The sequence below is a fragment of the Micromonospora sp. NPDC004336 genome, from assembly GCF_053602615.1.
The window spans coordinates 1-7,803 of record NZ_JBSGDY010000229.1 but is presented as its reverse complement, the minus strand read 5'-3'; the positions used below and the strand labels follow the sequence as shown (position 1 = coordinate 7,803).

The following is a 7,803-nucleotide window of genomic DNA, read 5'->3' as shown; positions in this document are numbered from 1 at the left end:
CCCGATCACTCCACCGTCGTGTCGGCACGGCCGGTTCCCGCCCGGAACCCGGTCGACCGGGGGCCGGACCTGCGGTTCAGGCGGATCTTCGGTCCTCAGGGCCAGCAGGAGCAGCACCGCGCCGGCGAGGTACCAGGGCCAGACCGGGGCCTGCTCGACCGGGGCCTGCCCGGCGAGGGCGAGACCGGAGTCGGTGTCCTCCTCGGGGCCCTCCGGGCCCGCCGGGCCGGCCGACGGGTCGACCTCCCCGGCGGGGGTCGACGGGCCGGGCGCCGGCGCGTCGTCCTCCGGCGCGTCGACGTCGGGCGCCCAGGCCGACCGGGTCGAGCCCTGCACGCCGTACGCGGGGGTCGCGTCGAACGGCACCCAGCCGACCTTGTCGAAGTAGACCTCCGTCCAGGCGTGCAGGTTGCGGTTGGTCAGCGTGTAGGTGCCGCCGCTGGAGTTGCTGCCGTTGGTGAACCCGAACGCCACCCGCGCCGGGATCCCGGCGGCCCGCACCAGCCACGTCATCGCGGCGGCGTACTGCTGGCAGAAGCCGACCTTGTTGTTGAGGAAGTCGACGATCTCCTGCCCGCTGGTGCCGCCCTTGGTGCTGAACGAGTAGGTGAAGCCGTTGTCGGCGGAGAAGTAGTCGTAGATCCCGCGGACCTTGTCGTACTCGGTGTCCTTGCCCGCCACCAGGCTGCGGACCAGCTCCTCCACCTCGGGGATCGGCGGGGGCGCGGGGTGGTTGCGCCGCGCCGCGTGGTCCGCCGGCAACGGCCGCGCCTGCCGTAGGACCGCCGGGGTGTACGACGAGCGCACGTAGTCGAACGAGTAGCGCTTGCCCCGGGAGTCGTCCCGGTTGGAGAAGACCACCTGGAGGTTCGGGTCGTACGACCAGGCGCCGTTGAGGTCCTCGATGCGCGCCGGCTGGGTGTAGACCGGCAGCAGCGGCATGGTCAGGTTCTTCGTGACCTCGACCGTGGCCCGGTACGTCCGCTGCTCGACGCCCCCGCCGTTCGGCGGCGGCAGGTTCTGCACCGAGCGCCCGATGGGGTTGCCCACGTCGAAGCCGCTCGACTTGAGCTCGTCGGCGACGCCGAAGCGCAGGTAGAACGGGTTGGGCTCGTTGGTGCTGACCTTGACCAGGTCGGTGACCTCGGACTGGTTGAGCTGCCCGCTCAGCGCGGCGAACAGGTCGATCCGGCCCGGTGCGCCGCCCTGCCCGGGCCGCCCGTTGCCGTTGCCGGCGCCGGACCCGGAGGCCAGGGTGTCGAGCAGCCCGCCGGTCATCCCCGGCACGGCCAGCGGCAGCACCACGGCCACCGCCACGCCCACCGCCGCGAGCCGCCGGCCGGCGGCGGCCAGCGGCGAGGCCTCCCAGACGTCGACGTCGCGGCCGTCGCCGGTGAACCGCCGGCCGAACCGGCGTACCCGGTCGACGTTGTCGGTCACCAGCAGCCAGAGGTAGCCGGCGGCGCCGACGACGAACGGCACCGCCGGGACGCTGTCGACGTAGACGGCGACCGGCACGGAGTAGATGGCGAGCATCGGCAGCCCGGCCAGCGCCGGCCGGCGCAGCCCGACGGCGAGCACGTCGACGACCACCGCCACCGCGCCGATCCCGAGCACGGTGACGAAGAGCAGCGGGTCGGTGTCGGGCACCTTCACGCCGTAGGAGCGCATGTCCTCCAGCGACCCGCTGAGCAGCTCGCCGAAGTGCGCGAAGGTCGCCGGGGCGGGCAGGACGGCGAGCAGCTCGGCGCCGCTGGGGAAGAGCCAGGTCAGGGCCAGCGTCAGGCCGGCCAGCATGGCGAGCGCCTGCCCCCACAGCGGCAGCCGGACCAGCCGGGCGAGCGCGGCCACGGCCGCCACCCCGGCCACGGCGATGGTGGCCTCGATCAGCCACGTCCAGCGTTCGAAGATGGCCGACAGCGGCGCCGCGGCGAGCAGTGTCGCCGCGGCGGCCACGAAGCCCAGGTTCCGGTGGGCGATCATGAGGGGAGCCTTCCGTTCATCGCACGCCGCCGGCCACCGTCTCGGCCATCGCCGCCCGCACGGCGAAGCCCTGCGAACCGCGGGCCGCCTGCGGCCACAGCGCCGGCAGCCGGGCGCCGTGGTCGACCCCGATCACCCGCCAGCCGCTCCGCAGCATGGCCAGCGCCGCGGCGCCGTGCGCGTGGTCGGCCTCGGCCCGTGCCTTGTCGGGCAGGTGGAGCCAGGTGGAGCTGTCCAACAGGAAACCGACGCAGGTCGCGCCGTTGGCCCGCAGCCCGGCCAGCAGCTCCGCCTCGGCGGTGCCCAGCGACCCGAACAGGCCGATGATCAGACCGCCGTCGGCCCGCTGCCGGACCCGCTGCACCAGGGCGGAGAGCTCGACGTTCTTGTCGAGCCGGACCTCGGCGAGGTGGTCGAGGAGCAGCCCGTCGCCGGTCACCTCGGAGGCGTCGACGTCGGCACCGGAGCCGGTGACCAGGCGCAGCTTGTAGCCGGCCTGCCGCAGGTGCACCGCGACGCTCGCGGTCGCGGAGACCGCCCACTCGAAGGACGCCGTCGGCCCGTCGCCCCGGTGGCCGTACGCGCGGGTGTCCAGCACGACCGTCGCCCGGCTCTCCCAGGGCTGCTCCTCCCGGCGCACCATCAGCTCGCCGGTGCGGGCGGTCGACTTCCAGTGCACCCGGCGCAGGTCGTCGCCCATCCGGTATTCCCGGGTGGCGGCGTCGTCCTCGCCGTGGACCGCGACGGAGCGGGCCCGGCTGTCGCCGCTGCCGGCGTACTCGCCCGGAAGGCGCACCGAGGGCAGCGGGGTGACCTGCGGGATGACGGTCAGGTGGTCGACGCTCGGGAAGGCGCGGCTGAGCTCGCACAGCCCGAACGGGTCGGTCATCCGGACCACCAGCGGGCCCACCTCGTAGCGCCCGCGCACGTCGGCCCGCACCGTGTACGCCACCGAGCTGGCCTGGTGGGCGCCGAGCCGCTCCAGCACCACCCGGGGGCGGCTGCCCAGCGCGTAGGGCAGCCGGTCCTCCAGCAGCAGGGTGCCGGTGGGCAGCCGGGACATGTTCTGCAGTCGCAGCACCACCCGGGAACTCGCCCCGACGGGCACGCGGTGCGGATCCAGCGACCGGTTGCAGGCCAACTTGTAGCGGCTGCGCCCGACGTAGGCCGCGGCCAGCAGCGGCAGGACGGCCAGCAGCACGGCGACCCGGAGCAGGTCCTTCTCGCCGAGGATGCCGGCGGAGATCGCGGCCGCGACCGCCGCGGCGAGGAACGATCGGCCGCGGGTGGTCAGCCCTCGCAGCCCGTCGCGCACGTCACCGCCTCCGCGGCTCGTAGGGGGCTCGGCCGTTGCCCTCGCCCGTGGGCCGGGTGTCGTACGGGGAGCGCTTGCGGTCGTGCGGCAGCGGCAGCCGGTGCACCAGCTCGGAGACGATCGCGTCGGTGGTGCGCCGGGCCAGCTGGGCGTCGGCGGTCGGGATGATCCGGTGCGCGAGCACCGGCACGGCCAGCGCCTGGAGGTCGTCGGGGAGGACGTAGTCGCGCCCCTCGAGGGCGGCGACCGCGCGGGCGGTGCGCAGCAGCTGGAGGGTGGCCCGGGGGGAGGCGCCGAGGCGCAGGTCGGGGGCCTCGCGGGTGGCGGTGACGAGGTCGATCGCGTACTGCTTGACGGCGTCGGCGACGTGCACCTGCCGGACGTGGCCGATGAGCTGGCGCACGGTGTTGGCGTCGGAGACCGGCCGCAGCTCGTCCAGCGGGTCGGTGGCGCCGTGCCCGTCGAGCATGGCCAGCTCCGCGTTCGGGTCGGGGTAGCCCATCGCGATGCGGGCGGTGAACCGGTCGCGCTGCGCCTCGGGGAGGGGGTAGGTGCCCTCCATCTCGATCGGGTTCTGGGTGGCGACGACCATGAAGGGCGTCTGGAGCTGGTAGGTGACGCCGTCGACGGTGACCTGCCGCTCCTCCATGCACTCCAGCAGCGCGGACTGCGTCTTCGGCGAGGCGCGGTTGATCTCGTCGCCGACGACCAGGTTGGCGAAGACCGCGCCGGGGCGGAACTCGAAGTCGTGCGTCTCCTGGTTGTAGACGCTGACCCCCGTGACGTCGCTGGGCAGCAGGTCCGGCGTGAACTGGATGCGTCGCACCGAGCAGTCGATCGAGCGGGCCATGGCCTTGGCGAGCTTGGTCTTGCCGACGCCCGGCACGTCCTCGATGAGCAGGTGGCCCTCGGCGAGCAGGACGGCCAGGGCGAGCCGCACGGTGGCGGTCTTGCCCTCGATGACCTGCTCGATGTTCGAGACGATGGCTTCGCTGGCGGCGCGGAACTCGTCGTGCGGCAACAGGCCGCCCACCTCGTCCCAGGTCTGTTGTGTCACGGGCCTCCTCCTCGTCGCCGGACGGCAGCTCTGTATAGAGCAGCTGGACCCGCCGTTGGGTTCGCGACGCCGAGCCTCGTCTGCCGCAGAAATCTCATTGGTCTCTCAGGCTAACCATGTTTGTCGCTGTCGCCGACCCCCGCAGGTGGACCGCCGGTTACGCCCCTAATATTCGCCGGGTCGGGGGATCCGTCCGTCGCTCTCGGTGTCGACCATGATCACCACCGGTCCGTCGGGCGCCCCCGGGCGGGGCCCGCGTCCCGACCCGTGGTGGCGGGCGACGCGCGGGACCGGACGGCGGGGTACACTCCCGGTCATGGCCGGAGTCTTCCTGCTCCTTACCGAGCCGTGCTGATGCGCTGATGCGCGACAGCACGGCGGCCCCTCCTGCGTGAGGGGCTTTTTTGTGCCCTCCGCCGGGCGCCCCGGCGGTCGGCACCGGCGCCGGGCGGCGACGGCGCGGCGCCGGCGGCGAGCGGACCCGACCCATACCGACATGACCACGCCGAGCGAGGTCAGCACCCAGCCCGGCCGTGGCGCGGCCGGCGGCGACGAGCGAAGCGAGGAGACGCCATGAGTGAGGCAGCAGCAGCGGCGGCCGACATTCCCCCGTTCCGGTACACCGCGGCCCTGGCCGAGGAGATCGAACTGCGCTGGCAGGACGTCTGGGCGCGGGAGGGGACGTTCGACGCCCCGAACCCGACCGGCCCGCTGGCCGACCCCGACCACCCCCGCGCGGCGGCGGAGAAGCTGTACGTGCTGGACATGTTCCCGTACCCCTCGGGTGCCGGCCTGCACGTCGGCCACCCCCTGGGCTACATCGGCACCGACTGCTTCGCCCGCTACCAGCGGATGGCGGGGCGCAACGTGCTGCACGCGATGGGCTTCGACGCGTTCGGCCTGCCGGCCGAGCAGTACGCGGTGCAGACCGGCACCCACCCGCGGACCACCACCGAGACCAACATCGAGCGCTACCGCGCGCAGCTGCGCCGGCTGGGCCTGGCCCACGACCAGCGTCGCTCGGTGACCACCATGGACACCGACTTCTACCGCTGGACCCAGTGGATCTTCCTGCAGGTCTTCAACTCCTGGTACGACGCCGAGGCGAAGCGGGCCCGCCCGATCGCCGAGCTGATCGCCGAGTTCGAGGGCGGCAACCGGCCCACCCCCGACGGCCGCCCCTGGGCGGAGCTGTCCGTCGCCGAGCGCCGGGGGATCGTCGACGACCACCGGCTGGCGTACGTCTCGCAGGCGCCGGTCAACTGGTGTCCCGGGCTGGGCACGGTGCTGGCCAACGAGGAGGTCACCGCCGACGGCCGCTCCGAGCGGGGCAACTTCCCGGTCTTCAAGCGCAACCTGAAGCAGTGGATGATGCGGATCACCGCGTACGCCGACCGGCTGCTGGACGACCTGGACACGCTGGACTGGCCCGAGCCGATCAAGCTGATGCAGCGCAACTGGATCGGTCGCTCGCAGGGCGCGCACGTCGACTTCCCCACCGCCGTCGCGCCGATCCGGGTGTTCACGACCCGGCCCGACACGATCTTCGGCGCCACCTACATGGTGCTGGCCCCCGAGCACGAGCTGGTCGACGCGCTGACGCCGGCCGCCTGGCCCGAGGGGACGAAGGACGCGTGGACCGGCGGGCACGCCAACCCGCGCGCGGCCGTCGAGGCGTACCGCAAGGCGGCGGCGGCCAAGACCGACGTCGAGCGGCAGGCCGACACGAAGGAGAAGACCGGCGTCTTCGTCGGGGCGTACGCCACCAACCCGGTCACCGGCGGGCGGATCCCGGTCTTCGTCGCCGACTACGTGCTGGCCGGCTACGGCACCGGCGCGATCATGGCGGTGCCCGGGCAGGACGAGCGGGACTGGGCGTTCGCGGAGGTCTTCGACCTGCCGATCGTGCGTACCGTGCAGCCGGCGGAGGGCTTCGACGGCAAGGCGTACACCGGGGACGGCCCGGCGATCAACAGCGCCGCGCCCGAGCGCGGCCTGGACCTGAACGGCCTGGGGGTGGCCGAGGCCAAGGCGGCGATCATCGGGTGGCTGGAGGCCAACGGGCACGGCGCCGGCGCGGTGACCTACCGGCTGCGCGACTGGCTGTTCTCCCGGCAGCGGTACTGGGGCGAGCCGTTCCCCATCGTGTACGACGAGACCGGCGCCGTCATCGCGCTGCCGGAGGAGATGCTGCCGGTCGAGCTGCCCGAGGTGGACGACTTCTCGCCGCGCACCTTCGACCCGGAGGACGCCGACAGCGACCCGGAGACGCCGCTGTCGCGCCGGCGCGACTGGGTCGAGGTGGAGCTGGACCTGGGCGACGGCCCGAAGCGCTACACCCGCGAGACCAACGTGATGCCGCAGTGGGCCGGCTCCTGCTGGTACGAGCTGCGCTACCTGGACCCGACCAACTCGCAGCGCTTCGTCGACGCCGAGAACGAGGCGTACTGGATGGGGCCGCGCGGCGAGGGCGACTGCGGGGGCACCGACCTGTACGTCGGCGGCGCCGAGCACGCCGTGCTGCACCTGCTGTACGCCCGCTTCTGGCACAAGGTGCTGTACGACCTGGGCCACGTCTCGTCGTTCGAGCCGTACCGCAAGCTGTTCAACCAGGGCTACATCCAGGCGTACGCGTACACCGACGCCCGGGGCGCCTACGTGCCGGCCGAGGAGGTCACCGAGCGCGACGGCGGCTTCTACCTGGGCGACACGGCCGTCAAGCGCGAGTACGGCAAGATGGGCAAGTCCCTGAAGAACGTGGTCACGCCGGACGAGATGTGTGCCGCGTACGGGGCGGACACGTTCCGGGTCTACGAGATGTCGATGGGCCCGCTGGAGGTGTCCCGCCCGTGGGAGACCCGGGCGGTGGTCGGGTCGTACCGGTTCCTGCAGCGGGTCTGGCGGGCGGTCGTCGACGAGCAGACCGGCGCGCTGCGGGTCACCGACGCCCCCGCCGACGACGCGACGCGGCGGCTGCTGCACAAGGTGGTCGACGGGGTCCGCGGCGACATGGAGGCGATCCGGTTCAACACCGCGATCGCCAAGCTGATCGAGCTGACCAACGGGCTGACCCGGCTGGCGGAGACCCCGCGCGAGGTGGCCGAGCCGCTGGTGCTGATGCTGGCGCCGTTCGCCCCGCACGTCGCCGAGGAGCTGTGGCGCCGGCTGGGGCACGACACCTCCCTGACGTACGCGGACTTCCCGACCGCCGACCCGGCGCTGCTGGTCGCGGAGACGGTGACGTACCCGGTGCAGATCAACGGCAAGGTGCGCGGCCGGGTCGAGGTCCCCGCCGACGCGCCGGAGGAGGTCGTCCGCGCGGCGGCCCTGGAGGCGGTCGGGTCGTCGCTGGCCGGCAGGGAGCCCCGCAAGGTCATCGTGGTCCCCGGCCGGATGGTCTCCGTGGTCGCCTGACCCCGCCGCCGGGCAGGGACCGTCGCGTGCGACG

At 73.3% G+C, this 7,803-nt stretch carries 4 protein-coding genes; 1 reads left to right on the top strand and 3 read right to left on the bottom strand.

Annotation, left to right across the window (positions count from 1 at the left end):
* The 3 genes from ACWENR_RS28275 to ACWENR_RS28265 form a co-directional block, all read right to left on the bottom strand.
* On the bottom strand, positions 1 to 1,983 hold a 1,983-nt coding region (locus ACWENR_RS28275), incomplete at its 3' end, for a transglutaminase family protein (protein WP_452279998.1).
* Positions 1,984 to 1,999: 16 nt separating this feature from the next.
* Positions 2,000 to 3,298 carry a DUF58 domain-containing protein gene (locus tag ACWENR_RS28270; protein ID WP_452279997.1) on the bottom strand — a complete coding sequence of 433 codons (1,299 nt, stop codon included), beginning with the start codon at positions 3,296 to 3,298 and terminating at the stop codon, positions 2,000 to 2,002.
* 1 nt (position 3,299) lies between these two features.
* The gene (locus tag ACWENR_RS28265) at positions 3,300 to 4,355 is read right to left on the bottom strand and encodes an AAA family ATPase (RefSeq protein WP_452279996.1); all 1,056 of its coding nucleotides are present in this window, start codon (positions 4,353 to 4,355) and stop codon (positions 3,300 to 3,302) included.
* 573 nt (positions 4,356 to 4,928) lie between these two features.
* Between ACWENR_RS28265 and leuS the strand changes: the two genes are divergently transcribed.
* Entirely contained in the window at positions 4,929 to 7,769 is a 2,841-nt protein-coding gene (gene leuS, locus ACWENR_RS28260) for a leucine--tRNA ligase (protein WP_452279995.1), read from the top strand.
* Positions 7,770 to 7,803 lie beyond the last annotated feature (34 nt).

Coding starts and splice junctions, on each gene's coding strand:
- leuS (WP_452279995.1), top strand. CDS start 4,929: ATGAGTGAGGCAGCAGCAGCGGCGGCCGACATTCCCCCGTTCCGGTAC.